Origin of the sequence: Paucisalibacillus globulus DSM 18846 (assembly GCF_000482485.1) — a bacterium.
Lineage (GTDB): Bacteria > Bacillota > Bacilli > Bacillales > Amphibacillaceae > Ornithinibacillus > Ornithinibacillus globulus.
The window spans coordinates 1-24,542 of the sequence record NZ_AXVK01000020.1 but is presented as its reverse complement, the minus strand read 5'-3'; the positions used below and the strand labels follow the sequence as shown (position 1 = coordinate 24,542).

The window sequence follows — 24,542 nt, the reverse complement described above, 5'->3', positions numbered from 1 at the left end:
ATGCGTGCCATTAAACTTGGTTTAACTGCTTTTGGTCCTTATCTAGAGAAGCAGGTTATTGATTTTGAGATGTTAGGTGATGAATCTATCTTTCTCATCACAGGTCCAACGGGAGCGGGGAAAACAACCATTTTTGATGCAATTTGTTACGCATTATATGGTAGAGCGAGTGGATCTGACCGTGACCAGGATTCCTTGAGAAGTCACTTTGCTGCTATTGATGAACCGACTGAAGTAGCATTCCGTTTTGCTTTAAATAATATTATTTATGAGATTATCCGTAATCCTAAACAACAGAAAAGAAAAGAGCGTGGCGAAGGATTTACTGAAGAACCCGCAAAAGCTGTTTTGTATGAGATTATTAATGGTAAGCAACAATTGATATCTTCCCGAATTAAGGATGTAAATGAAACGATAGAAGAAAGATTAGGATTTGATTATGAGCAATTTCGAAAAATGGTTTTAATACCCCAAGGGGAATTCCGGAAGCTCATCTCTGAGAATAGTAGGGAACGTGAAGTAATTCTACAAAAAATATTCCGAACACACTTTTATGAAAAAATGACGGATGAATTAAAGGTGCAATCGAAGCAATTAGAAGTTGCAATTAAGAAGCATGATACGGATATCCAATATGAGTTTTCGAAGGTTGAATGGAATCACAGTGAAGTATTAGAGAATGATACGAATGAAAATCTACTTGAAAAGTTAAAGATAGAAATAGATGAAACAAAGAAAGAACAAGCAGAACAACTAGGAGCAAAGGAAAAACAACAAGAGAAGATAACTCAGATTGAAGAGAAACTACGAAAGATGAGCATCGTAGAAGAGAAATTCAAGGAACAAGAACTCTTACTTCATGAGAATAAACGATTAGAAGGAACAAAAGATTCAATTACTCTCAAAAAAGAAAGACTTCAACAAGCAAAAATTGCTCAGCAAATTATACCGTTAGAAGACCAGAGTAATGCTAGAAAATTAGAATGGAATACGCAAGCAGAGCGATTGCACAAACAAGAACAGCTTCTAAGACAAATTGAAAAAGATTTTGAGACGATTAAAACAAAGTATCAAGATGCCGCAAATAAAGAGCGGGATCGTGAAAACTTAAAAGAAGAAATAACTCAAGCAAGAAAACAACTGGAACAAGTAAATGCTTATTTGGAATTAAAGAAAAAAGCAGAAAGCCTGAAGTTAAAGAAGGAAAGAGATAATAATGAGCTTCATGCAGTTGAAATAGACCTTAAGAATAATGAATTTAAAATAGCTAATTTTGAAAAGTTGCTTGCAAATGAAAGTACACTTACTAAGGCATTCTATGAAACAAAAGAAGCATTAGGAAAACAAGAGGAAATAAAGAAAAGATTATCCGATTTTCAGTTAGAGCACAGCAAGCTTATTAGACTAAGGAAACAATATGCAGTTGCTAAGCAGCTGTATAAAGAGAAACAAGACGAAATCAAGAGCTTGGAAGAAAAATATGATGTGTTAGACTTGGCTCAGAAGGAACAGTATGCAAGTGTGCTTGCTAATCAACTAGTAACCGGTGAACCTTGTCCCGTATGTGGTTCAACACATCATCCTGAAAAAGCTTTCCCAGAGGCGACCAGTGGTAATTTTCAGGAATTAGAGCAGCTCAAAGTACTTATTCAAAAGAAAAAGGTAGAATTTGAATATGTCCAACTAGAATTTGTTGATCATAAAACAAATGGTCAAACACAACGAAGTGTTGTCGATAAAATCCAAGATGAATTGAAGGTTAGTTTTGCTAATTTTAATATTGAAACTGTCCAATCCTATGTCATGAATGTTGATAATGAGATTCGAAGCTTGAAGGAAAAATTGAATGGAATAAGTATTAAGCAAAAGGAAATAGAATCGATTCAAAGAGAAAAAGATACTGTACAAACAAAGAATAAAGCATTAAAACAAACGATTGATTTAATTTCAAAAAGAACACAAGAATGTAAGGAAGAGTTAGCACGAACAGAAGCAATTATAGCTCAAATTGAGAAGCAGTTGCCGAAAGATGTTAAGGATCCTAAAGCATTCACTATTTCTTTAGAGGGAAAAGAAAAACAATATAAACAAATCATCCAAGAATGGGAGAAGTTAAAAACTTCTTATGAAAAGACTAATGAATTGTTACAAAAACAAACAACTGTTTTAGAGCAACAGCAGGAGTTTGAAAAAGAAACAAAGGTAAATTATGAATTACAAAATCATACGTATCATACCGCTATACAGGATAACGGGTTCAGTAGCCTTAAGGATTATGACAAAGCAAAATTACCAGTAGATACCCAAAAACAAATGGAAGAAGAAATCGAAGCATACGAAACAAATAGTAAGCGAATTAGCTATCGATTAGAACAACTTAAAGAGCAGTTAGCAGAAGTGAAAAGAGTAGATTTAGCTGAGATTGAAGCCGGGGTCATCTTATATAAAAATGAATTACAAAAAACACAAGAATTACTACTATCTTTAAATACGAAAATTAAACATGATGAAGGTACCTTAAAGCGTTTATCAGAAGTCATGGAGAAGGTGAAGGAGCTAGAAGAAGACTACTATATTGTTGGTAGTTTAGCTGATTTATCTAGTGGAAATAATGCTTTACGATTATCCTTTGAACGGTATGTACTGGCTTCTTTCCTTGATGAAATATTATTACAAGCAAACATTCGTTTAGACCGGATGACTGATCATCGGTACCAATTAATTCGAAGCGGAGAAGTCGCCAAACGTGGTGCTCAAAGTGGGCTTGATCTTGAGGTTATGGACCACCATACTGGAATTACGAGATCAGTAAAGACATTATCTGGTGGTGAAGGATTTAAAGCAGCACTTAGCTTAGCACTAGGGCTTGCAGATGTTGTACAAGCACATGCTGGTGGTGTACAGCTTGATACATTGTTTATCGATGAAGGATTTGGGACATTGGATGAAGTCTCCTTACAACAAGCCATTGATTGTTTAAAAGATTTACAGGAAAGCAATCGATTACTAGGAATTATTTCCCATGTACCTGCACTAAAGAATGAAATTCATACAAAATTAACAATCACACCATCACACAGGGGTTCAAGTTTAGCCTTTACCTATGGAAAATAATTATTTTCGCTCCATGAAATGCAAGAAATCTGTTGTTTCGTCAATAATCGCATAAAATCGTGTGAACATTGTTGTTTCTTGCGGTTACCCGGGAAATATAACTGATCATTTCAGATATTATGTTTGGTTAGCCTACACGCTTTAAAAGGCAATACGTACAATGAACTAGATATAAATAATGAAATGAGGGATGGATGTATGATATTCCCAACACGGAGACAATCACAAATGATGTCACGTAATGATTTTATGTTTCCCAGTCAAGGGTATCAACAAATGCCAACGCGAAGTAATCCGATAACAGGAATGCTTCAACAATTCATGGGTCAAAATCAAAATGTAGGTCAAATGGCAACAAAGGGTGTTGATGGCTTATCGAAAACATTAAATGGGGTTCAGCAGATGCTACGAGTAGTAGATACAGCTGCTCCAATTGTTAAACAATATGGACCACTAGTCCGAAATTTACCTGCAATGTACCGGATGATGAAGGCATTTAAAGATTTAGAAAGTACAGGTGAATCAAAAGAAAGCGGAGAGCTTGAAAGTTTAAGCCTAGAGTCATTCTCAAGCTCAGAACCACATTATGAGTCTGAATCGTCTGTTAAACGAACAAAAGATGGGCAATCTATACCAAAGTTATTTTTCTAAAAGCTGTATACTTGATTTTTCCTATTAAAAAGTAAAAAATGAGTTATAGTGGGAATAATTGGAGGTATGTATATGATAAATCAATTAGAAAAAGCAACATTTGCAGGTGGTTGCTTTTGGTGTATGGTTGAGCCTTTTGATACAAGACCGGGCGTTGAAAGGGTTGTTTCAGGTTATACAGGTGGACATGTTGAAAATCCAACGTATGAACAAGTCTGTTCCAATACTACAGGGCATGTGGAAGCAGTACAAATTGTTTTCAATCCTAACATTATGACTTATGAACAATTACTAGATACATTTTGGCAACAAATTGATCCGACAGATCCTGGTGGGCAGTTTAATGATCGTGGTGAATCATATCAAACCGCTATTTTCTACCATACCGAGGAGCAAAAACAAAAAGCGGAAAAATCTAAACAAGCATTAGCTGAAAGCGGAAAGTTTTCCAAGCCGATTGTAACGAAAATACTTCCTGCAATGCCTTTTTATGAAGCGGAGGAATCACATCAAGATTATTATAAAAAACAATCATTCCATTACCGCCTTTATAAAAAAGGCTCTGGCAGGCAGGATTTTATTCAAAGTAATTGGAAAATGGATAAATCCGACCTTAAAGATAAGCTCACACCACTTCAATATCATGTAACTCAAGAAAAAGGTACCGAGCGTCCATTTCAAAATGAATACTGGGATACGGAGGACGAAGGAATTTATGTTGATCGGGTCTCTGGTAAACCATTGTTCTCGTCTAGGGATAAATATGATGCAGGTTGTGGTTGGCCAAGCTTTACGAAACCAATTGACGCATATGAAGTTGTAGAAGAACTTGATACTTCACATGGCATGATTCGAACAGAAATAAGAAGTAGAACTGCTGATTCCCATTTGGGACATGTATTTGAAGATGGACCTAAAGACCAGGGTGGATTACGCTATTGTATGAACTCGGCAGCTATGCGTTTTGTTCCAAAAGAAAAAATGGATGAAGAAGGTTATGGAAACTTATTAAAATTATTTAATTGAGTTTACCATAATAATATTATGTAAACTAAGGAGGAAAACATTATGATGCATTTGAAGTGGGAGAATAATTCAACGTTAAAACGAATCGAGTGTGTACATGCTAATGCGAAGAAATTTGTAGTAGATAATAAATTAACACCTGGCACAGTATACGATGTTAAGAATGAGACAGATGAATTTTACTTTATTTTCGATGATAGTAATCGAATAGCAGGATTTAGAAAAGATTATTTTAAAGAAGTGTAGAGTAAATCTTGTCTGACCAAGAAACTTGTTACATGTTGAATCAAAAACCGATCTATAATAGATCGGTTTTTCTTTTTTAGTTAAAAAAGTTTAAAACTTATACAAACAGATAGAAAAGTTAACAGAATCTATAATAATGTTTCTAATGTGAGTTTTTCTAACTTTTCGATTTGAAAATTCATTATTCTATGATAGAATTTTATTTAATATTATTTTTTTCGCTAGGCTTACTGAGGAAAAAATAATTCCCCTTTATAATCTACAATTAATAGAAATATGCTTCTTTTAAATAAGTATAAAATAATAATTCAATAATTTTCAGTTTTATATTTATTATGTCAGAAATAATTTTCTTATTCTGCTAATAATTACATTGGAGTTGATTACGTTGCATGTTCTTGAATTAGAAACAGAGAATGTTAGAAACTATGTTAATCATTTATATGAAATGGTAAAAACACGAAATCCTAATGAAGACGAATTTCATCAGGCTGTAAAAGAGGTGTTTGATTCTTTAGTACCAGTACTTGTGAAAAATCCTACATATATAAAATTAAGAGTACTTGATCGTATGGTAGAACCAGAAAGGTTTATTACTTTCCGGGTTCCATGGGTAGACGACGAAGGTACAGTTCAAGTTAATCGTGGTTTTCGTGTTCAATATAATAGTGCAATTGGCCCTTATAAAGGCGGGCTCAGATTCCATCCATCCGTGAATGCTAGTATCATTAAGTTTTTGGGATTTGAACAAATTTTTAAAAATGCATTAACAGGTCAATTTATTGGTGGCGGAAAAGGTGGTTCCGACTTTGAACCAAAAGGAAAGTCGGATATGGAAATAATGCGTTTTTGCCAAAGCTTTATGACAGAACTAAGCAAGCATATTGGTCCTGATATGGATGTTCCTGCGGGTGATATTGGTGTTGGTGCCAAAGAAATTGGATATTTATTTGGTCAGTATAAAAAGCTAAAAGGTGCCTATGAAGCTGGAGTATTAACAGGTAAAGGGATAGATTCAGGTGGTAGCTTAGGCCGTAAAGAAGCAACTGGGTATGGGCTAGTATACTTTGTTGAAGAAATGCTCAAAGAAAAAGGATTAAGTTTTAGAGGGCGTACTGTAGTTGTATCTGGTTCTGGTAATGTTTCGATTCATGCAATAGAAAAAGCAAAAGAGCTTGGAGCAAATGTCGTAGCATGTAGTGACTCAAGTGGTTATATATATGATCCGAATGGAATAAATCTTGATACAGTAAAGCGGTTAAAAGAAATCGAATATAAACGTATTAAAGAATATGTGAAATTTCATCCAGAGGCTATGTATGTTTCTGGCTGCAAAGGAATATGGATGATTCCTTGTGATATTGCATTACCATGTGCTACGCAGAACGAACTTAACCTAGAATCTGCAAAACTATTAATAGCCAATGGGGTTAAAGTAGTTGGTGAAGGTGCCAATATGCCATCGACACTGGAAGCAATTGATGAATTTATAACTCATAAGGTCCTTTTTGCTCCGGCAAAAGCTGCAAATGCTGGTGGGGTTGCTGTTTCGTCTTTAGAAATGGCCCAGAATAGTGCCCGTGTTTTCTGGAGTCAAGAAGAGGTTGATGAAAAACTTAAGGTTATTATGAAAAACATCTATAAAAAAAGTATGGAAGCAGCAAATGAATATGGCTATCCTGGTAATTTGGTCGTTGGTGCAAATATAGTTGGTTTCATTCGAGTAGCTGATGCCATGATTGAACAAGGTGTCATTTAACTTTTTGTTTAAATTAACTTAGGAGCTTGAATTTCAAGCTCCTTTCATATTTGCTAATCCATTCTTAATTGTAGGGGAATGAATGATGAAGTAAAGTGAGTGGTACATGATATAAATGGCTTTAACATTACAACGGATCACCACTGCGAACATAAATTTTACATTAGCCCCCTAATAAAAGGTAATTGGTTAGTCGTATGAAAAATATGAAAAAAGGTGAATCTAACTGTAATTGCTTGAACAATATAGATGGTTTTGTAGTATAATTGCTATATTATGGTATATAGTGATAGATGGTTTTAAATTTTTAAATAGAGGAGGGTCTTACATGGCATTTGTAATTACATCGCCTTGTAAAACAGAAAAGGCAGGCGAATGTGTAGAAGTTTGCCCTGTTGATTGTATAGAAGAAGGGGAAGATATGTTTTATATAGATCCGGATATTTGTATTGATTGTGGAGCTTGTGAAGCAGTTTGTCCGGTGGAAGCAATCTTCATGGAAGATGAAGTTCCGGAAGAAGAAAATGAATATATCCTATTAAATCGCAAGTTTTTTGAAGAACGATAAAACTAGTAATCGCTACCTACAGTTGGGGTAGCGATTTTATTATCTTATTTCAAAGTTTTTATAGCCCTTATGTCCAGCAGCCTCTTTTATTATATGTACCTCATTTACCTTTATAAAAGGATTGAATCCCTCTTTTAACTCCGATAAAAAATCTTCAACTTGGAGATCATTTCCTTCTATTTCTAACTCAACACTCCCATTTGATAAATTCTTGACCCAGCCCTTTAAATCATAATCTATCGCTTTTTGTTTTGTAGTAAAGCGAAAACCAACCCCTTGAACTCGACCATTAACTATTATATGAAGATTCAATTCCTCACCCCAGTATATTTTAAGTAGTTTTCAAATATTTACACGTTCCATGGGAAATACTGATAAATGATATTTTCATTATGACATATTGAACGTTTAAGCAGTTCTATAAGGAGTGAAAGATATGGCTGAACCAAAAGAATTACCACAGTTTCCGGAACCATATTGGCGTGATAATATTGATTTTCCTAGTTTTCCAAAATTGGAAGAGTCAATAAAAGCGGATGTTGGAATAGTCGGAGGGGGGATAGTAGGAATTACTGCTGCCTACTTACTGTCCAAACAGAACGTTAAGGTAGCACTAATTGATGCAGGGGTAATTTTAAATGGAACTACTGGACATACCACAGCAAAGATTACCGCCCAGCATGATATTATTTATGATGAATTCATTAAACATTTTGGAGAAGATAAGACGAAATTATACTTTCATGCCCAAATGGAAGCGAAAGCATTTATTGAAAAAACTATTCAGGAATTGAATATTGACTGTGACTTCAGTGAACAGGATGCAGTTATCTACACAAATTCAGATGAATACATAACACAGTTGGAAAATGAGAAAAAGGCATACGATCAACTTGATATTGAAGGTGAATTAACGGATTCCGTTTCATTACAGGTACCGCACAAAAAAGCTTTGATTATGAAAAATCAAGCTCAATTTCATCCATTAAAATTTCTAAAAGTGCTTGCTGAGGAAAGTATGAAAAATGGCGCACTGATATTTGAGAATACTACCGCAATTGATGTTGAGTATAATAAACATCCAGCGATTATAACAAGGGAAGGACATCGAATTGTTTGTCGATATATCATAGAGGCCTCACACTTTCCATTTTACGATGGACAAGGGTTCTATCCAACGAGAATGTATGCAGAAAGGGCATATGCCTTAGCTATCAAAGCAAAAAAGAAATTTCCGGGTGGAATGTATATTTCAGCTGAGACCCCTACCAGATCACTTCGTTCCGCAATGTTAGACGGGGAGGAAGTATGGATTATTGTAGGGGAAAAGCATAAAACTGGCCAAGGTAAATCTACAATCGAGCACTATCAAGCATTATTGGATTTTGCGGAAGAACATCTTGGGATTGAAGAAGTATTATACCGGTGGTCCACACAGGACTTAACAACATTGGATAAACTCCCGTATATTGGTCGTGTTTCAGAAGCTGAGGAAGCGGTGTTTGTAGCAACTGGCTTTAGAAAATGGGGTATGTCCAATGGAATTGTTGCAGCAAAGATTCTAACCGATTTAATATCTGAAAAAAATAGCCCATATGCAGACCTGTACACACCATCACGGTTCCAAGCAGATCCGTCTTTACGTAAATTTGTACGGACTAATGCAGATGTAGCAAAACATCTAATTAAAGGAAAATTAGAGTTTACAGATAATAATATTAAAGCTTTGTCCGCAGACGAGGCTACCGTTACCCGAATAAATGGAAAAAGAACGGGGGTTTATAAGGATAAAGAAGATAAGTATCATGCTGTAGACACCACTTGTACACATATGGGCTGTGAAGTGGAATGGAATTCAGGGGAAAGAACGTGGGATTGTCCATGTCATGGTTCAAGGTTTTCTTATACTGGAGAGGTAATGGAAGGGCCAGCAAAGAGACCGTTAGAGCAGGTTGATTTAGAAAAATAAAGGGAATAAAAGAAGTAGTTTTTCTAAATAATGTCTTGTCACAAGTAAACATAAAAATGACTATCAAACTAATTAGATAGTCATTTTTATGTTTTATGAAAGAGCTATAGTAGATAAAGATTGAATAATATAATGGAATCTAATTTTGGAAAGCTCCAAATAAATATAGATTATCGATGCAGAATGGTAGTAGAATGGTTGATTTTACTTATTCAGAATTATATGATTTAAAAGTACACAATTGATATAAAAATTATCATTAACAAATTATGAACCTAAAAAGGAGGATACAACATGACAAATAATATAGACCGCAAAAAAGAATTGTTGCCAGAACAACGTGATGAATTATTAGAAATTCTGAAGGTCCGTTTTGGGAAAAATATGCATCGGCATGAGAGTCTTGAATGGGAAAAAGTCCATACAAAATTGGAAGCTAATACTGAAAAACTGTGGTCACTAAATGAAATGGAAAGAACCGAGGGTGAACCAGATGTTATTGGATATGACAAAGAGAAGGACGAATACATATTTTATGATTGTTCAAAAGAAAGTCCTAAAGGTCGTAGAAGTCTTTGTTATGATCGTGAAGCTCTGGAAGCTAGAAAGAAACATAAACCAGAAAACAGTGCGATGAATATGGCGAATGACATGGGTATTGAAATATTAACAGAAGAGCAATATAGAAAATTGCAGGAAATAGAAAACTTTGATGCCAAAACGTCGACTTGGGTGCAAACTCCTTCTGAAATTAGAAAACTCGGAGGTGCCCTTTATTGTGATTATCGTTTCGGGCATGTATTTGTATATCACAACGGTGCAGAATCCTATTACGGTTCCAGGGGATTCCGTGGCTCCCTAAGAGTTTAAACATAACAATTACATAGTAAAGGGCTAGTTTCATAGTAAAACACTGAGAAATTAGCCCTTTTAATGTTGATTAGAAATGCTAGTCTTCCTTACTCCGAATAAATAATAACATGAGGAAAGAAATGATTACGATCGAAATAACCCACATCCAAGCAAGGGTCATATTCCCAGAATCGATAGCTATGTAAATTGCAGTTGGGATTGTTTGGGTTTCCCCTGGAATGTTTCCTGCAAACATTAATGTAGCACCGAATTCCCCGAGTGCTCGAGCGAAACTCAAGATAGAACCTGCAATCAGAACCCGAGATGCGAGGGGGATGGAAACAAACAGAAATACTTTCCATTCGTTTGCACCATCTAGTCTGGCAGCTTCTTCAATGTCAGTATTGATCGCTTGAAAGGCAGATTTCGCCGACTGATACATTAGAGGAAATGCAACCACTGCTGATGCAATAACAGCAGCCCACCATGTAAATATAATTGGCTGATTAAATAGCCATTCAATCATTCGACCAGCAAAACTATTTTTCCCGAATAGTACAATTAAAAAGAAACCAACAACAGTAGGGGGAAGTACCATTGGTAGCATAATAATCGTTTCTACAAATGCTTTTCCTTTAAACGTATTCCTAGCAAAATAATTTCCTATTAATGTTCCTAACACGATGACAATCATGCCAGAGACAAAGGCAATTTTTAAAGATAAGACTATTGGACTTAAAAATTCTTCTGATATTAACTTATTTAGTAATGAATCCATATTCTTTAAAAACTCCTATAGCTTTATCATTTTGTAAATAATTATAAAATTCTTTAGCTGCCTCATAATTTTTAGTCTTGTTAATAATGCCTACTGGGTAATGAATAGGTGTATGCGTTGATGAATCAATAGTAGTAATAATAGTAACCTTATTAGAAATAAGTGCATCGGTATGATAAACAATGCCTGCTGCAACATTTGCTGTTTCAACATAAGACAGTACTTGGCGAACATCTTTAGCAGGGACAATTTTTGACCTTAAATCTGCCCATAAATTCTGGTAAATCAGTGACTCTTTCGCATATTTTCCAGCAGGAACCGTTTCAGGAATACCTATGGAAATATGATCAATATTATGATGTATTAAGTCTTCAAGTCTAGTAATTTCACTCGTGTTTTCGGAAGGGACAACCAATACTAATTCATTCTCAAGGAATGTTACCCCTTCTTCCTTAGCAATAAATCCTTCATCAACTAGTTCATTAAACTTATCTTCTGCTGCAGAGAAGAATAGATCCACTGGGGCTCCTTGTGTAATTTGTTGTTTCAAGGATCCGGAACTTCCAAAGTTATATGTTAATTTAACATCAGGATGATCCAATTCAAATTCTACTTGTATTTTTTCCAATGCTTCTTTCAAGCTGGCTGCTGCTGATATGGTTAATTCAACCGTCTTATTCGCTTCTAATTTTTTATCAGAAGAGCAACCAGTCATCACAATAAGAAAAAGTAATAACAGAATTAACGTTTTTGAATAAATTCTCATGCACACACCTCAATAATAAAAGTATAAATCTATTTTTATTTTACTATAATCCATGTACTATTACCGAATAACTTCCTTAGCTAAAATGAAAGGAGGATATAAAGTTCATCAATTCTGGATCAAATTGCTGCTTATTCTTATATACAAAATACATACCGGCTTTGGGAATATCGATAATATCAACGGGAACTTCTAGTAATCTACCTTCTAATAATTCTTTATTAATGCTAGATTTAGGCAAAAAACTAACCCCCATACCTTCCAATACAAATCTTTTTGTTATGTACGATTGATTAACCTTCATCATTCTTAAGGCAGGAATAATTGCTGTAAGCTTTTCTTTTAAATCTCCCCAGTAGAAAGGATGGTTGTCGGTGAAAACGATATTGTTTTCAAGGATTTCAATTACATCAAGTACCGGGCCAGATTCAAGATCATATCCATCATGTCTTACTATTAAAGAGACATCTTCTTCATGGAATTGAATAGTATGGATCAAGCTTGAACCAGGAAGACAAGATAATCCAACATCAACGAAACCATTTTCTACTTGCTCTGTTATATCTTTTGATTCCATCACCTGAATGGTTAATTCAACATGAGGATGGATACTCATATACCTACGCAAAACTGTCGGTAAAATTGTGTCTGCTAGCATGGGCGAAATAGCAATTCGTACTAACTTATTAAACCCTTGCTTAAATTGATTCATTCGATGGATGCTCATTTCATATTGTGTATTTATTTCTAAAGCTTCACGATAAAACATCCTTCCAAATTCCGTTAATACTATATTTCTACCATCTTTAACAAATAATTGCCCACCTAATTCCTTTTCTAATTGCTTCATTTGAAAGGAAATAGCGGGTTGGGTGATATACAGCTTTTCTGCAACTTCACGGTAATTTTCGTATTCAGCTGCTAGTAGAAAGGTTTTTATTGTTCTTAAATCCAACAGATTCACCTCATTAATAAGGATTATTTATTATTATAGTAAATATTATTAAATTTTAATAATATTTTAACTGTTTTATAATAGTGTCAAAGGGAAGGAGAGTGGGGAAGATGTTCATACCAGGGTTAAAAGGGGTAACAGCTGTACAAACGTTATTGAGTAATATTGATGGTGAAAAAGGAGTTTTAACATATAGAGGAATTGACATTCAAAAATTAGTTGAGATGTATTCATTTGAAGAAATTGCCTATTTTCTTATTTATGGAGAGATTCCGGATGAGGAAATGAGAGAGAATTTTAACAATAAATTAAAAAAACATCGTAATTTACCTAACCATATTGAAAAAATACTTCAGTTCTTACCAAAAGAAATGTCCTTAATGGATGTATTAAGAACTGTAATATCAGCGAATTGTCATGCTAACGGGTATATTAATTCCATAGCTGAACGGCTCATTGCAGTATTTCCAACAGTCATAGCATATCGTTATAGACAAATTAACCATTTGGATGAAATTCAACCTAATGAATCATTAAATCATGTAGATAATTTTATTTACATGCTTACTGGAAATACAAATCCTACACATGCGAAAATACTGGAAACGTACTTAATTCTTACTATGGAACATGGACTAAATGCCTCAACATTTGCAGCGAGAGTAACCATCTCAACAGAAAGTGATTTAATCTCGGCTATAACAAGTGCATTAGGAACAATGAAAGGCCCATTACACGGAGGTGCACCATCTGGTGTCATTGCACTTTTAGAAGAAATTACTACCAAAGACGCCATAAGTGATGTGATTCACATGAAATTGAAAAATAAAGAACGAATTATGGGATTTGGACATCGAGTGTATAAAACGGTTGATCCACGAGCATTAGCATTAAAAAATATGCTAATGAAGATGGATAAATTACCAGATTGGATAGAATTAGCATTACAAACGGAATTAGAAACCATACAAATTTTAAATGAAGTCAAACCAGATCAAAAGATTTATACAAATGTTGAATATTATGCAGCTGCAATAATGAAAACGTTAGATCTTGATGAAGCTTTATTTACTGCAATATTTAGCTCAAGTCGAATTGTTGGCTGGTGTGCACATGCAATTGAACAATTAAATAACAACACAATTTTTAGACCAAACGCAATTTATATTGGCCAATAAAAATAAAATCGCTATAAAATAGTTAACATTTTTTTATAGCGATTTTTGTGTTTTGTCTCACTATCTAGAGTAAACTTGTAATATGAGACGAATTTAGTTGTTTTTGGTTTAACTTCCTATAATATATATTATGTTCGGGGCGTTGTAATGGAGTATTATAAACATAGGTTTATTCTACCCTATGTTTATAATGTCTATCTTTAATAGTTTCGAGGTTAATATGATCTACACTACATTCTATAATATCATTGATGTTTAGTTCATTTTGAATAGCAAACACTTTAACTCTTGCTAATAATTTATCATTGTAAGTTGTTTTGTATTGAATTCGGTCTTTTGGTCTCATTTTTTTATTATAAGAAATATATCCTACTGAAATAAGATTTTCCAATCCATTCTCAATTAGATAATTTATATGTGTATTATATTGTTTCGCTAAACTTTCTAAATGATCTAAGGTTCTTTTACTAATATTTGTCCTAAATTTGACCCTAGATGTATCGGTAGTATGAATTAATTGACCATTTACTTTTTTCCACATTTGATATCCCACCTAACAAAAACTATAAATCCTGTATTTCGTCAATTCTTTGTGTCATGCGTTCCTTTTTTTGCTGATTGAAATTATCAGATGATGCATCCTTGTATATGATTTTTGCTAACTTTGGAAGGGTGTATTTTCCTTTAACCCACACTCGATATATTGTTCTTCCTTTATCCGTGGTTGTACTTGTTATATTTGAGGGTAATAACCATGAATGAAAAGTCGATTCAAGGCCTTGGGCAAAGTGAATACTTGCTGTTGTGACATTCATTACGTACCCAGTTTTTTGAACCCAGCCATCCCCATCAATTACTCCTCTTATAAAAGAAGGTAAATAATTTTCTGGTACATTTGGAAAAGGTAGTTTAAAGGATTTCTTTGTAGTTACACCTAATGTCTCCAAGTCTTGTTTAATTTCTTTGGAATTTATTAATAAAGTTGGTGTCTTCATTGTTTCACCAAAAGGTGCCAATATATAATCTGCATTCATGTAATTTGCAACAACTTTTAGAATTCCATCGTGTTTTTGTGATAAAGATACGCTATGGGTATTTTCTTTGACATGACCGTCAGTTATAAACAATCCCAAAACCCACGCCATTTCATGGGACCAGGTTTTAAAGAAGTTTTCATTTACTTTATGTACACGTGGTCGACCTGAAGATTGTTCTCGATTCATTTCCACACTGTGCTTATACAATACATTTCGAATTGCCCGATCAGATAAACCGATAATAGGTATCATTTCCTTAAACGGCATACCACTCTTATATAACTTAATAATCATATCATCTGTTACACCAGCATTTCGAGGCATAATATTGCTCCTTTATAATAAATTAATTTTATTGAGCATATGAAATAAATATCTGTTATAGTATATGATTTAAATAATCCTTAATTGGCCATCTAATAACACTGTTCCGTGCGGTCAAAGAAAATCATGATTTAATGTTTATAAATTGATTTTTATTTCCACAACGACTTCCCCATAATTAGTTAGAACAAATGTTCCATAGTGATAATATAGCACATTACTTGATTTTGGTAAAGTGAAGTTGATGAGAAAATACTTTCACTACCGGATTTAATCCTTTATGTAGCAATCCTCTGTTTCACGTATTGATTATAGTATATTTTCGGATACAAAGATATCAACTATTCCGTCTGAATTAACCAAGACTTTACCATGATTTGAAGTAATTATTTCTAGTGGATATACGGCAGATATTTTATCAGAAAAGAACCATAGCCTCCCAGGTGTATTAAGGATAATAAATATTCCCTTTGAATTTTCACCCATAAAGTTAAGTGCCGTTGCGCTTATTGGTTTTTTATCACGTTCATTAATGCCATTTTCAATATCCTTTGTATTTTCGTGGTTGGCCAGTAGATTGTTTCCTTATGTATTGCGCATCCAGATATACCAAGAAGATTTTTCATTTCTCTAAAAGAGATTCCGCTCTTGTTCATCATTATATTAACATCATTTAATATTCATTATAAGAACCAGCGTTTGTGTTCAAGAGAATTGCGGGAATTTTATGCTTATTTTAAAGGTTCGCAGTCTTGTTCTCTGGAATATTTCTAAACATTAATACATAAACAAATGCACTAACCAAAGCACAGAACATTATAAAACCAAAAATCAAAACTGGAGTAAACGAAACCGATAGTATAACAGATAAAGGAGCAATAAACCTACCCAAAGAATATTGAAGATTAGATGCTGCCATATATTGCCCTCGTGCATTAATTGGTGCATACTTGCTTACAAAGTTTTGCACAACTGGACCATGTATGATCTCGCCAATCGTTAAAATGATTGTTAACACAAAAAGTAACCACGCACTTGTTGTAAAGCCAACTAAGAACATACCAATTCCAGATAAGCAAGCTGCGAGTATGAGTGAATTTCGATCGCTCCACTTTTCAAGTATCTTAGTAATAGGAATGATACATAAAACAAACAAAAGTCCATTTAATCCAATCATCCAACCAAAGACTTCCTCGCTACTTAGCATGATTGACCAATTGCCTATTGAAATCAGTTCCTGAGCAGGTACGAAATTCCTAACATATATAGCTAAATAAAGATCCAATTGCATGATTGAAACAGTTATAAAGATACCTCCGAGTATGTAAAGAAAGAACACCTTATCTTTAAGTATGATAAAGTAATTGATAAACTGTAATTTTACAACCGTAGCCAGTGTTTTGCTTGGTACCTCCTCCCTCTCTTGCTTCGGCATAGTTTCCTTAATAATAAACAAAATGGCAACTGAATAAAGAAACGTAACTGCAGTACAAGTCCATAAAAGCTCGCTACGATATTGAAAAAATAAAACTGCACCTATGATTGGACCAAAAACTGCCCCGAGATTATTTGCTGAGGCGAAGGTTGCAAACACACTACGCCTTTCTTTATCAGGTACAAGATCAGCTACCATCGCAGAACTAGCAGGTCGATAGAAAGATTTTCCAAGACTAATACCGATGAATGCTACATAATCTAGCCAAGGTGAAAAAGAAAGTGCAAACAATGCAAAGAATGTTGTCTGTATAAATGATCCCACTAACATTATTTTACGTCTTCCGAATTGATCAGCTATATAGCCCCCAATCATTCCACCAACTATACTAATTATGGATGGTGCAGTCATCATAATACCAGCTTCGACCAATCCCAATTCCTCGCTAAAATAAATCGTAAGAAATGGGAAATACATCCAAAACAACATGTTAAATAATGTTTCTCCAAAAAGCCTAGTTTTTAAATTGATATCCCATGTTAACCATTTCAAAGTTACATTTCTCCTCATACGTTGGTTTCCTCTTCAGGTATACTTAACAATAAAATATTTTTTTCGGAAAATATAGACTTATATTTAAAAATCATTTATACTAATATTATAAAGATTTGTTAAAAGACAACTTTAATTTAATTGTCATATAAACAGAACGTACATTCTTATCGTTGAAAAATATAAAACAAATAGCTCCCCTACCACTGCTGGCAGAGGAGCTATTTGTTTTATTTATGAATAACTTTTCCTCTGATAATATAAGGTATCATTGATATATTGTTTATATCCACACCTACTTTACTTGGTATGTAGGCATATTTTAATGCTTCTTCAGCATCCATCCAGATGACTTCTTCAATTTCTTCCGGAAAAGCTATCTCTATTTGACCGTCAATAATTCTTCCTTTAAACGTAAAAAAAATCGCATGGTGACCTCTTTCTTCCATAAATGCTTCACTTACCGCGAAAACTCCTTCTATTTCTACGTTTAACCCAGTCTCTTCTTTAACTTCACGGATTGCTGCTTCTTCAAGTGTTTCTCCAACTTCTACTGCCCCACCTGGAAGTGTGTAGTACGAGGGCCATTTCCCTTGTTTTTCACCATTAATATATTTTCTCCATGGTCATCGTAAATAAGTACATAAGCTACATCTACTCTTTTCATCTTTCATTCCCTCCCTTGAGTCTAGTAATCTTTAAATATTTATCAAAAGATTACTTAAATATTACTTTGGGTTCTTGCTAATATTTAGAAACTATTTATTATGAAATACGTTTACACTAAAAATAATATATAATTCTATTAACTTCAAGCATCTCTTCAAGTTTCAAGGAATAACTACAAGGCCCTTCTTAGATTCCTCTTTTCAACAAGTAAATCAATCTGCAAAAGTAAAATGGCATAGATAATCGTAAATAGTAAATAGGTTATTCCCACAAATAAACTTAATACCCGTGGCTCAAAAATCTCTAATAGTAATCCTGCTATTCCCATCGAAATACCTAAAGAGGAATTGGATACCATGGTTGTTAAACCGAAAAATGTACCATGCATGGATGTTGGAACGATTTTCATCGTAATGGTAGATAAGCAGATATTACTTATCCCTCCAACAAATGTAATGAACAATACAGCTAGCAATGCTAGAGTAAACGTCGGAACCACACTTAATAATAGATGGCCTATCCCCTCTAGTGCTATGAAAATAACAATAAGTGTAACTAACTTTTTCTTAAGAAAATTAGATAGAAAGGAACTTAATACAAAGCCCAATCCTAAAAAGGCATAAATCAATCCGACACCTAACTCTCCCAATTGAAAAATATCAAGCGCATAAACACTCATCAGCACATTATCAATGCCATTAGCAAGTGGCATAGTCAATTCGATAATCAAAAATGTGATTAATGCAGAGGATCCTAATATCAGTTTATTGGTCGACGTCCTATGGAAATGTATCTTACGAAAGTTTACTTTGCTTTCGACTATTGTTGGTAGAGAAATCTTTGATAAGAGTAAGGCAGAAAATAGAAAACTTGCGCCATCCAAAAGAAAAGGAATATGTAATCCAAATAAATAGGAAATCAAACCACCAGAACTTGAACCTAATACAAGTACTCCACCAACCATAATCTGTTCTATTGCGTTAACATACAGTAATTTATCCTGCTTAACCATTGCTGGTATCGATGCCATTCTGGTCGGAGAATATAATGCTTCTCCTAAGGCTAAACAAAAGGCACTACTAAAAATAATCCATATATGTTCTGATCCTTGAACGAAAATTGGAGCAATAGCAAATGGAACTCGAATTAAATCAATTGTTATTAATAATTTTTTTTTCGAAAATCGATCAGCAAGCATTCCCCCAATAGGAGCCACCAATAAAAAAGGAATGAAGCGTATGGCAAAGAAAATTCCAATTACAGAGCTTGAACCAGTCACTTGATATAATAACGCAAGTGTTGCTACTTGCGTAAATCTATTTCCGATTCCACTTACTGTAGCCGCCCAAAACAACTTTTGATAATTTTTCTCTTGCTTCCAGGCTATCCAGTTATTCATAACTTACTCACCTACTTTGATTGTTATCTAATTAGTAGTCGTAAGGAAATCCATGACTGACTAGAACCAAGAAGTCATGGATGGTTGAAATTGTTCTATAATGTATTACTTAAATCAACCACATCTCCTTTGGATTTAATTCATACTCTCCATTTTGCCTAGTCATAAAATAACACATGATGAATTCTCGTCGTATGGTTGCATAATCTTCATGAAATTGCTTAATATATTCATTTATCTCTTTTTCTTGATAAATTTGACCAATTTTTAAGCCTTTTACAAGATGCTCTAGCACTACCAGCTTTTTCTTACGTTGTGCTGGTATATTTTTCAGTCTACCATTATCATCAAAGAAATTAGTAATGATTTTATATTTGTCTTCATTGGAAATTTCTAACGAATTCATTTCTTCTCCTCCAATCTTTAAAATCGCATGAGCCAACGATTCAAGCTTCTTTTCATTTAAATGAAAGTAAATCGTGTTTTTATCACGTCGCTGATAAATAATGTCAATTTCTCTTAATTTTGTAACATGATACGAAATTGTCGGTGGTGTTAATCCGAGTTTTCCTGCCAGTGCTTGCCCGTGTAACGGTCCATCCTGAAGTAAAGCAATAATCTTAATCCTTGTTTTATCCCCAACCGTTTTATGAAAATTTACAATCCGATCTAATTGCATGAATGATACCTCCAAAGATTATCTAATTAGATTATAATCTAATTAGATATATATAACAATAGGTAATTGTTCGAATAGTAATTTTAGACAAACAAAAAAGATAATCAAAATTAATGATTACCTTTTAGACTCAGTATTCGTTCGTAGTAGTATAATCCTTTTCTAATATAGCTATCAATCAATTTCCTTAATAATTCTTGCAGGATTTCCACCTACTACAACATTATCTGGTATGTTTTTCGTTACTACTGCTCCTGACGCGATAACAACATTGTTCCCCACTGTAACTCCAGGGTTAATTATTGCACTTCCTCCTATCCAAACATTATCTCCAAAGGTAATTGGTTTCGCATATTCTTTGCCAGAATTACGTTCAGCAGGATGAATTGGATGTGTCGCTGTATAAATTTGTACCCCAGGAGCTAACATACAATTATCCCCAAAACGCACTTCACAAACATCTAAAATAGTGCAGTCAAAGTTTGCGTAAAAGTTTTCGCCTACATGTGTATTGTAGCCATAATCGAATCTTATATTTGGTTCCATAGACATGTTTTCTCCTGTTGAACCAAGTAATTCCTTTAATAACTTTAATCGCTTTTCTGATTCTGTTTCTAATGTCTGATTATATATCCTAACTTTCCGTCTTGCTTCCTCACGATCCTTTAATAGTACTGGGTCAGCAGGGTTGTACATTTCTCCTGCCAACATTTTTTCCTTTTCTGTTTTCATTTTATGACCTACTTTCCGAGTGATAAATAATATATAAAAATCTAGCTATCTATTTATGTCATTGAACTGTAGTAATGAGATTTCATACTATTTGATTACACGGTTAATTCAAGAAGATTACCTTCTGGATCTTCTACCACACTTTCGTAATACCCATCTCCAGTTAAACGAGGTCCACTAACAAGATGATAACCATCATTTACTAATTGGGTTGTTTTTTGGTTAACAGACTCCTTGCTACCTAAAGAAATTGCGATATGAGCCCAACCAATCGATTCACTCTGTTGAGGGTTATCGATACCAGACTTACGCATGATTTCTAAACGCGCACCTCCATCGAATGTTAGAAAATAAGATTCGAATTCTTTATCTTTATTATGATACTTTGCGTTCGTTTTTGCTTGGAAGTATACTTCATAAAAAGTCTTCATAGCTTCCATATCTCTAACCCAAATTGCCACATGTTCAATGCTCATCATATCTAGTACTCTCCCTTTTATTAGTTTGTCCATACTTTAAACAATTAATTTGCTGTTGTACTTTTTATTAAAGCCTTATCCTTTAGTAATTTATTCAACTTCTCTGAGCTTAGAAGCATTGCTATAACAAAAATAACGATACAAATTGGGAATATCGCTATGGTTGATTGAGATGCAAAGAACCCAATGAGCGGTGGCATGAATGTTGTGCCTGTATAAGCTACAGCCATTTGATAGCCCATGATGGTTTGTGAATGTCTTTTACCAAATCTTGTTGGCGTTTCATGCAACATAGAAGGAAATATTGGTGCTAACCCAAGTCCAACGATAATAAAGCCAATAAGTGAGAATGTAGTTGGTAAAGGTAATAGTAGTATAATAGCACCAGTTAATGCGATAATTTGCCCTGAGCGAATAAGTGTTCGGTTCGTTGTTTTAAAAGTAACAAAACCAGTTATCAATCTACCAATTGTTATCCCAGCGAAGTAAAAAGATACCCAGCCGGCAGCGGTTGCAGGGCTTATCCCTTTGATTTCTACCAAGAAACTAGCTCCCCAAAGGTTCATTGTTGCTTCAACACTACAATAAAATAAGAAGGATACAAGAGCCAATTTTACACCCTTTACTTGTAAAGGTTTTATATCCGTATCATCTTCATCATCTTTTGATTCAGTTTCCTCATCTAAAGGAGTATTGGAGCTGTTTTTCACTTTTTTCCATAAAGGTAATGTAAAGAGTAGGATAAAAACTAATGCAAACTGAATACCAGCAATAACAAAATATCCATTTCTCCAAGCATTTCCTTCTAAAATAAACTGTGCCATAATGATTGGTCCAAGCGTAGCTCCAACACCCCAAAAACAATGTAACCAACTCATATGGTGTGCCTTATAGTTAGTAGCAACATAGTCATTTAATCCTGCATCGATAGCGCCTGCTCCTAATCCAAGCGGAATAGCACATACGATTAACCAAGCAACCGATGGAGCAAAATAAAATCCTAATAAAGCAGTAGCAGTCATTAGAACACTAACAAATGTAACTTTACCAGTCCCAAACTTTTTAAGTACTTTTCCACTAATTAAACTAGAAATAATGGTACCAGCTGAAATCGTCATAAAAAGGATACCGCCAGTCTCAAGTGGTGCCCCGATATCCGATTGCATAACTGGCCACGCTGCACCAAGTAAGGAATCAGGTAAACCTAAGCTGATAAAAGCCAAATAAATAATAATTAATAGGAATGTTGTCATATAATAACCTCGTCTATTCGTGTATTTTGATTAATCAATTGTTTCATTCAACATGAGATCGAGTCCAAGACTTTGTAATCCATATAAATAATCTTGCTTCCAATCACTGATTGTCAGCTCTGGAAGATGTTCTGTCGGGATATATTTCGTGCTACCCACTGAAATTTTATTTAATGACTTCTCTTCTATTTCATCCCTACTAAAAATGATAGTATGTGGATTAATGATAGCGACAAAAGAGGCTACTAATCTACTAATTGCATCAATCTGTTTATCCGTTTTAATGGCTACTGACTTTGGTCCATTTTCACGTTCTAAAGCTTGACGGAAGTTTTTGTTATTATACTGTGGAATAAATGAAACCTCTCCAGCAAAAAAGGTACTCCCTCTTACTACGTCACCATTAATCATAAAACCAGCGCCGGGACCATTTTGACCCAAATACAAATAGATTGTAGATTGATTTTCTTTCATTCTTCTACTATTGTTGAATCCAAGAACCGCAGCATTCATATCATTCTCAACGGTTACAGGTAAAGAAAAGTAGTTCTCAAAATATCCCTTTAAATCCACGTGATGGAACTGTTCGTAGCCTGGTATGAAAAATATTCGACCATTGTCAACGGACCCAGGAACTCCTATTGCAATCGAATAAATCTTTGGATATGTAGTTATGATTTTTTCAATATGTTTGGTTAATAATTCTAATCCATCATCCACCAGTACACTTGGACCGCTTCCCTGTTCCTTTACTTCTCCTAAACAATTAAAAATAGTAAAATTAGTCTCGTTATTTTCTAAAAAAATAGCTAGTCCAAGCATATGTTCTGGATTATAAGTATACCTTTTAGCTCTTCTTCCTCCACTAGACTCATCTAGTCCAACTGAGGTAATTTCTCCGTCCCTCTCCATTTGTGTTAGAAACTTACTAATGGTTGGAAAACTGATTGCTAATTTATCACTGAGTTCAACTTTTGTTGCACTACCAAGTTCTAAAAGAGATTTCCGGATGCCGCTAAGGATCGCCTTTTTTTTTGAGTTAATACCTGGTTCCAAGTCATACACCTCCTATAAAAACAGACTTATTAAAGGATTTTAATAAGTGCTAAATAAATAACTTATTAAAGTTATTTAATAAGTTGTGTTTACACCATATCATATAATTTTAGGGAAAACAATCTGTATATGAACTGTTCAATTTAGGTGGCATTTTCACTTCGTTTTCTGTGCCAATCGAGTGCTCTCTTTTCTAGCTCCTTTACAAAGTCTTTTTTGGCAGGGCTATATTCACTCGTGGTTTCAAATCGTTGAGCAAGTTCTACTTTAAAACTACTATACGTTGCTACTTCTTCTGGGTGTAAACGAAGATAATCGCGAAAAATTAAATGGCGTTTTATTTCGGGGTTGTCTACTTGATAAAAATGAATATGATGTGTTCTGTTAATTCCTCCTTTTCGAAACAACCTTCTACCTTTAATGCCCCATTTCCCAGCAACATCATAACCAAGTGATAGCATCTTTTCATTAAACGTATCAATGATATGGATGTCTTTAACAATAGCCATCATATCAATTACGGGTTTTGCCTTTAATCCTCGAACAGAGGTACTTCCAAAATGTTCAAACTGAATTACTTCATCACCGAAAATATTCTTTAGAAATTCTGCCTCTGCCTGAAATAATTCTATCCACTTTTGACTAAAGTCTGTAAGTCTAACTTTCATCATAAGTCCTCCTTTAAAGTAAATGGGCTCTACAAGTTACCACTACTAATAATAATGATAAATATAAGAAAAAGCGACCGAATAATGAACTGCCCCCTGTCAAGTAGACAGTGGAAATAATAAAAAAGGACTTAAGCGGCTTTAGCTCTGTATTCATTAGGGCTAAGGCCGTTTAATCGTTCTTGATATCTTTCATTGTTGTAGAAGTAGATGTACTCATCTATTGCTTTTTTAAGTTCCTCAAAAGTCTCATACCTATGTAAATAATACTTCTCACATTTCAGCGTCCCCCAAAACGATTCCATTGGACCGTTATCAATGCATTTACCTACACGAGACATACTGTGTGTCATTTTTGCTTCATCAATCCTCCGTTTAAATCCATGTGAGGTGTATT

Annotated in this window: 25 protein-coding genes and 1 pseudogene; 9 read left to right on the top strand and 17 right to left on the bottom strand. The window is 34.3% G+C overall.

Translation table 11 applies throughout. From position 1 onward, the window contains the following. The 6 genes from K332_RS0105195 (at position 1) to K332_RS0105165 (ending at position 7,364) form a co-directional block, all read left to right on the top strand. Positions 1-3,114 carry an AAA family ATPase gene (locus tag K332_RS0105195; RefSeq protein ID WP_026906504.1) on the top strand — a complete coding sequence of 1,038 codons (3,114 nt, stop codon included), beginning with the start codon at positions 1-3 and terminating at the stop codon, positions 3,112-3,114. Positions 3,115-3,312: 198 nt separating this feature from the next. Beyond that, complete coding sequence (gene vrrA / locus K332_RS23195) at positions 3,313-3,765, top strand: VrrA/YqfQ family protein (protein ID WP_169727348.1); 453 nt, start codon at positions 3,313-3,315, stop codon at positions 3,763-3,765. Between the two features lie 72 nt (positions 3,766-3,837). Continuing rightward, positions 3,838-4,791 carry a peptide-methionine (S)-S-oxide reductase MsrA gene (msrA, locus tag K332_RS0105185; RefSeq protein WP_156914144.1) on the top strand — a complete coding sequence of 318 codons (954 nt, stop codon included), beginning with the start codon at positions 3,838-3,840 and terminating at the stop codon, positions 4,789-4,791. A 42-nt stretch (positions 4,792-4,833) separates the two neighbouring features. Then, positions 4,834-5,037, top strand: a complete 204-nt coding sequence (locus K332_RS0105180) for a DUF6501 family protein (protein ID WP_026906502.1) — start codon at positions 4,834-4,836, stop codon at positions 5,035-5,037. A 388-nt stretch (positions 5,038-5,425) separates the two neighbouring features. Next, positions 5,426-6,796, top strand: a complete 1,371-nt coding sequence (gdhA, locus tag K332_RS0105175) for an NADP-specific glutamate dehydrogenase (RefSeq protein WP_026906501.1) — start codon at positions 5,426-5,428, stop codon at positions 6,794-6,796. Positions 6,797-7,124: 328 nt separating this feature from the next. Further along, positions 7,125-7,364, top strand: a complete 240-nt coding sequence (locus K332_RS0105165; RefSeq protein ID WP_026906500.1) for a ferredoxin family protein — start codon at positions 7,125-7,127, stop codon at positions 7,362-7,364. 39 nt (positions 7,365-7,403) lie between these two features. On the opposite strand, the gene K332_RS0105160 is transcribed toward K332_RS0105165, so the two are convergent. Next, positions 7,404-7,676, bottom strand: coding sequence for an acylphosphatase (locus K332_RS0105160; protein WP_026906499.1), 273 nt, complete (start codon positions 7,674-7,676; stop codon positions 7,404-7,406). Between the two features lie 124 nt (positions 7,677-7,800). Here K332_RS0105160 and K332_RS0105155 point away from each other — a divergent pair, with 124 nt between their 5' ends. Then, positions 7,801-9,333: an FAD-dependent oxidoreductase gene (locus K332_RS0105155; protein ID WP_026906498.1), complete on the top strand. Its 1,533-nt coding sequence runs from the start codon at positions 7,801-7,803 to the stop codon at positions 9,331-9,333. Positions 9,334-9,627: 294 nt separating this feature from the next. Then, positions 9,628-10,203: a DUF4256 domain-containing protein gene (locus K332_RS0105150; protein WP_026906497.1), complete on the top strand. Its 576-nt coding sequence runs from the start codon at positions 9,628-9,630 to the stop codon at positions 10,201-10,203. A 79-nt stretch (positions 10,204-10,282) separates the two neighbouring features. On the opposite strand, the gene modB is transcribed toward K332_RS0105150, so the two are convergent. The 3 genes from modB to K332_RS0105135 all read right to left on the bottom strand — a co-directional run bounded on the left by modB (position 10,283) and on the right by K332_RS0105135 (position 12,684). Next, on the bottom strand, positions 10,283-10,963 hold the full coding sequence (gene modB, locus K332_RS0105145) for a molybdate ABC transporter permease subunit (RefSeq protein ID WP_156914143.1): 681 nt from the start codon (positions 10,961-10,963) through the stop codon (positions 10,283-10,285). Then, positions 10,944-11,729 (bottom strand): molybdate ABC transporter substrate-binding protein, encoded by a 786-nt coding sequence (modA, locus tag K332_RS0105140; protein ID WP_026906495.1) that lies wholly within the window; start codon positions 11,727-11,729, stop codon positions 10,944-10,946. Before modA ends, modB begins: the two co-directional genes overlap by 20 nt. Before the next feature lie 76 nt (positions 11,730-11,805). Then, the gene (locus K332_RS0105135; RefSeq protein ID WP_026906494.1) at positions 11,806-12,684 is read right to left on the bottom strand and encodes a LysR family transcriptional regulator; all 879 of its coding nucleotides are present in this window, start codon (positions 12,682-12,684) and stop codon (positions 11,806-11,808) included. A 110-nt stretch (positions 12,685-12,794) separates the two neighbouring features. Between K332_RS0105135 and K332_RS0105130 the strand changes: the two genes are divergently transcribed. After that, entirely contained in the window at positions 12,795-13,862 is a 1,068-nt protein-coding gene (locus K332_RS0105130; protein ID WP_026906493.1) for a citrate/2-methylcitrate synthase, read from the top strand. Between the two features lie 169 nt (positions 13,863-14,031). Here the strand turns inward: K332_RS0105130 and K332_RS0105125 are convergent, their stop codons facing one another. The 13 genes and pseudogenes from K332_RS0105125 to K332_RS0105070 all read right to left on the bottom strand — a co-directional run. Continuing rightward, positions 14,032-14,403: a hypothetical protein gene (locus K332_RS0105125; protein WP_026906492.1), complete on the bottom strand. Its 372-nt coding sequence runs from the start codon at positions 14,401-14,403 to the stop codon at positions 14,032-14,034. Positions 14,404-14,425: 22 nt separating this feature from the next. Next, positions 14,426-15,223 carry an LAGLIDADG family homing endonuclease gene (locus K332_RS0105120; protein ID WP_026906491.1) on the bottom strand — a complete coding sequence of 266 codons (798 nt, stop codon included), beginning with the start codon at positions 15,221-15,223 and terminating at the stop codon, positions 14,426-14,428. A gap of 309 nt (positions 15,224-15,532) precedes the next feature. Further along, the gene (locus K332_RS24165; protein ID WP_281170904.1) at positions 15,533-15,757 is read right to left on the bottom strand and encodes a hypothetical protein; all 225 of its coding nucleotides are present in this window, start codon (positions 15,755-15,757) and stop codon (positions 15,533-15,535) included. A gap of 202 nt (positions 15,758-15,959) precedes the next feature. Beyond that, entirely contained in the window at positions 15,960-17,210 is a 1,251-nt protein-coding gene (locus tag K332_RS0105115) for an MDR family MFS transporter (RefSeq protein WP_026906490.1), read from the bottom strand. 230 nt (positions 17,211-17,440) lie between these two features. Beyond that, positions 17,441-17,877, bottom strand: a pseudogene (locus tag K332_RS21940) (NUDIX hydrolase). Between the two features lie 174 nt (positions 17,878-18,051). Beyond that, positions 18,052-19,278, bottom strand: coding sequence for an MFS transporter (locus tag K332_RS0105105; RefSeq protein WP_026906489.1), 1,227 nt, complete (start codon positions 19,276-19,278; stop codon positions 18,052-18,054). Positions 19,279-19,387: 109 nt separating this feature from the next. Next, complete coding sequence (locus K332_RS0105100; RefSeq protein WP_026906488.1) at positions 19,388-19,957, bottom strand: DUF2087 domain-containing protein; 570 nt, start codon at positions 19,955-19,957, stop codon at positions 19,388-19,390. 174 nt (positions 19,958-20,131) lie between these two features. Beyond that, the gene (locus K332_RS0105095; protein WP_026906487.1) at positions 20,132-20,689 is read right to left on the bottom strand and encodes a sugar O-acetyltransferase; all 558 of its coding nucleotides are present in this window, start codon (positions 20,687-20,689) and stop codon (positions 20,132-20,134) included. 95 nt (positions 20,690-20,784) lie between these two features. Next, positions 20,785-21,165 carry a VOC family protein gene (locus K332_RS0105090; RefSeq protein ID WP_026906486.1) on the bottom strand — a complete coding sequence of 127 codons (381 nt, stop codon included), beginning with the start codon at positions 21,163-21,165 and terminating at the stop codon, positions 20,785-20,787. A gap of 47 nt (positions 21,166-21,212) precedes the next feature. Further along, entirely contained in the window at positions 21,213-22,421 is a 1,209-nt protein-coding gene (locus K332_RS0105085) for an MFS transporter (protein WP_026906485.1), read from the bottom strand. Positions 22,422-22,451: 30 nt separating this feature from the next. Beyond that, positions 22,452-23,477 (bottom strand): ROK family transcriptional regulator, encoded by a 1,026-nt coding sequence (locus K332_RS0105080; RefSeq protein ID WP_026906484.1) that lies wholly within the window; start codon positions 23,475-23,477, stop codon positions 22,452-22,454. 143 nt (positions 23,478-23,620) lie between these two features. Beyond that, a complete protein-coding gene (locus K332_RS0105075) occupies positions 23,621-24,145 on the bottom strand; it encodes a GrpB family protein (RefSeq protein ID WP_026906483.1) in 525 nt (174 codons plus the stop codon). Positions 24,146-24,276: 131 nt separating this feature from the next. Next, positions 24,277-24,542 (bottom strand): IS3 family transposase (locus K332_RS0105070; RefSeq protein WP_026906482.1); only part of this gene is annotated, 266 nt, incomplete at its 5' end.

Excerpts from the sequence above, each read along its gene's own strand:
- K332_RS0105195 (WP_026906504.1), top strand. The coding sequence starts at position 1 with ATGCGTGCCATTAAACTTGGTTTAACTGCTTTTGGTCCTTATCTAGAG.
- vrrA (WP_169727348.1), top strand. The coding sequence starts at position 3,313 with ATGATATTCCCAACACGGAGACAATCACAAATGATGTCACGTAATGAT.
- msrA (WP_156914144.1), top strand. The coding sequence starts at position 3,838 with ATGATAAATCAATTAGAAAAAGCAACATTTGCAGGTGGTTGCTTTTGG.
- K332_RS0105180 (WP_026906502.1), top strand. The coding sequence starts at position 4,834 with ATGATGCATTTGAAGTGGGAGAATAATTCAACGTTAAAACGAATCGAG.
- K332_RS0105165 (WP_026906500.1), top strand. The coding sequence starts at position 7,125 with ATGGCATTTGTAATTACATCGCCTTGTAAAACAGAAAAGGCAGGCGAA.
- K332_RS0105155 (WP_026906498.1), top strand. The coding sequence starts at position 7,801 with ATGGCTGAACCAAAAGAATTACCACAGTTTCCGGAACCATATTGGCGT.
- K332_RS0105150 (WP_026906497.1), top strand. The coding sequence starts at position 9,628 with ATGACAAATAATATAGACCGCAAAAAAGAATTGTTGCCAGAACAACGT.
- modB (WP_156914143.1), bottom strand. The coding sequence starts at position 10,963 with ATGGATTCATTACTAAATAAGTTAATATCAGAAGAATTTTTAAGTCCA.
- modA (WP_026906495.1), bottom strand. The coding sequence starts at position 11,729 with ATGAGAATTTATTCAAAAACGTTAATTCTGTTATTACTTTTTCTTATT.
- K332_RS0105130 (WP_026906493.1), top strand. The coding sequence starts at position 12,795 with ATGTTCATACCAGGGTTAAAAGGGGTAACAGCTGTACAAACGTTATTG.
- K332_RS0105125 (WP_026906492.1), bottom strand. The coding sequence starts at position 14,403 with ATGTGGAAAAAAGTAAATGGTCAATTAATTCATACTACCGATACATCT.
- K332_RS0105120 (WP_026906491.1), bottom strand. The coding sequence starts at position 15,223 with ATGCCTCGAAATGCTGGTGTAACAGATGATATGATTATTAAGTTATAT.
- K332_RS0105105 (WP_026906489.1), bottom strand. The coding sequence starts at position 19,278 with ATGAATAACTGGATAGCCTGGAAGCAAGAGAAAAATTATCAAAAGTTG.
- K332_RS0105100 (WP_026906488.1), bottom strand. The coding sequence starts at position 19,957 with ATGCAATTAGATCGGATTGTAAATTTTCATAAAACGGTTGGGGATAAA.
- K332_RS0105095 (WP_026906487.1), bottom strand. The coding sequence starts at position 20,689 with ATGAAAACAGAAAAGGAAAAAATGTTGGCAGGAGAAATGTACAACCCT.
- K332_RS0105090 (WP_026906486.1), bottom strand. The coding sequence starts at position 21,165 with ATGAGCATTGAACATGTGGCAATTTGGGTTAGAGATATGGAAGCTATG.
- K332_RS0105085 (WP_026906485.1), bottom strand. The coding sequence starts at position 22,421 with ATGACAACATTCCTATTAATTATTATTTATTTGGCTTTTATCAGCTTA.
- K332_RS0105075 (WP_026906483.1), bottom strand. The coding sequence starts at position 24,145 with ATGAAAGTTAGACTTACAGACTTTAGTCAAAAGTGGATAGAATTATTT.